The sequence below is a fragment of the Mesonia profundi genome (assembly GCF_031085155.1).
GTDB classification, from domain to species: domain Bacteria; phylum Bacteroidota; class Bacteroidia; order Flavobacteriales; family Flavobacteriaceae; genus Mesonia; species Mesonia profundi.
Genome location: NZ_JAVHUL010000001.1, coordinates 142742 through 144462 on the forward strand (window position 1 = coordinate 142742; position 1721 = coordinate 144462).

At 39.9% G+C, this 1721-nt stretch carries 1 pseudogene; it reads right to left on the reverse strand.

What is annotated here, in order from left to right:
* Positions 1 to 1721: pseudogene (locus RBU60_RS00670) on the reverse strand (hypothetical protein); the annotation flags it as partial.

Genomic DNA, 1721 nt, shown 5'->3' on the forward strand with positions numbered 1-1721 from the left:
TTATCAGTTGAGCCATTATCGATTTGTTCAGGAGTAATACTAGCTGTTCCGTTTTCATCCAGCTCTACTGAAAGCGACTGAGTGAGTACCGTAGGCGGTGTGGTTTCTGTAATTGTAATGGTTACATACTCCCAACTGCTATTTCCAGAAGCATCTTCTACTTCCAAATAGATTTGATTCTCTCCAATATGAGAACAATTAAAAGTGCTTTGGCTTAACTCCATCAACGTAATTCCACAATTATCTTCAGAACCATTATCTATATCTTCTGGCGCTATGGTTACCTCCCCATTTGAACCTAAGTTTACTGTTAAATCTTGTGTTGCTATAGTAGGAGGAGTATTTTCGGTCACGGTTACGATAGCTGACTGAGAGGCCGAATTTCCCGAAATGTCATATACGGTAAGCGTTACTGTATTCTCTCCTATGTGAGAACAATCAAAAGAGGTTATGTCCAGTTCTGCTGTACCTATACTACACTCATCTTGTGTGGTATAGTGCATGACGCTCTCTGGGGTAATCATAAGCGTTCCTTCCTCAGTAAGATTAACCGTAATGTTTTGCGTGACTACAGTAGGAGGAGTGGTATCACTACTTACTTCTTCTCCACAATGATCACTAAAAATCACACAATTATCTACATTTGTATTTGCCAATTGCCAAGATACTAATTCATCTGTAGGGACTTCTATACAGTACATGTTATTATTCTCTGCATTGAAATAACAAGGGTTTCCATTTCCACAATTGCCTTGCATAGCCGTAGGTGATACGGCTAGCTTCAATCCATTAAAAAGATTATTTTGAATATCTAAACGAGTCAACAACTCTAAATTACCTAGATTTAAATAGCCCTCCATACTGTTGTCTCGTAAGTAAAGTTGGGTTAATAAGGTAAAAGTATTAAAGTTAAAAGGGAGTTCTCCAGTAATGTCGTTATACGAAAGATCAAGATTGGTAAGCGTCTCATATAAATCTCCAAAACTAAGGGGTAAACTCTCCAAAGCATTATGGGTTAGGTTTAATTCAATTAAAGCTGAAAGCTCTCCGAAATCTTCGGACAAACTGTTGAGTTGTGCGTTGTTTGTAATACTTAATTGCTGAAGCGCGGCCAGATTACCAAAACCTTCGGGTAATTGTTCTATCCCAGATTGTCTTATAAAGAGTTCTTCAAGATGACTTAAGTCGCCTATACTTTCAGGGAATGAGGTGATGTAACCATGGGTATGTCCACAACAAACAAAGGGCAATTCAAATTTTACCAACTGTGTTAGGTTACCAAGTTCTTCGGGGAACTCAGCGGTAAGATTATTGTAGGAGTGGCCTGGCATAACAAACTCTACCACGTGCTTTTGCCCATCTATATACCCGGTAGTGACTCCTTGCCAAGACCCTACATTAGAAAGACCGTCTGGGTTAGGATCCCAATATTGCCAGTAGCCAGCACTCTCATAGTCTGGATTATGGTACGCATTATAAATGGTTATGAGTGCGTTGCGCTCACTTTGAGGAATGGCACTCCCAGCACAGTTGTCACTAAAAATAACGCCGTTGTCGATGTTTCCTGTAGGAAGATTGATGTTTTGCCAGCCTTCTAAATAAGCTGTAGGTACTTCTATACAGCTTAGGTTCGGGTTGTTGTTGGCAGATATCTTCAGGTTCGGGACGCCATTGTACTCATAGCCAATCTTAAGCCCGGAAATTTTGTTATTGTGTATTAG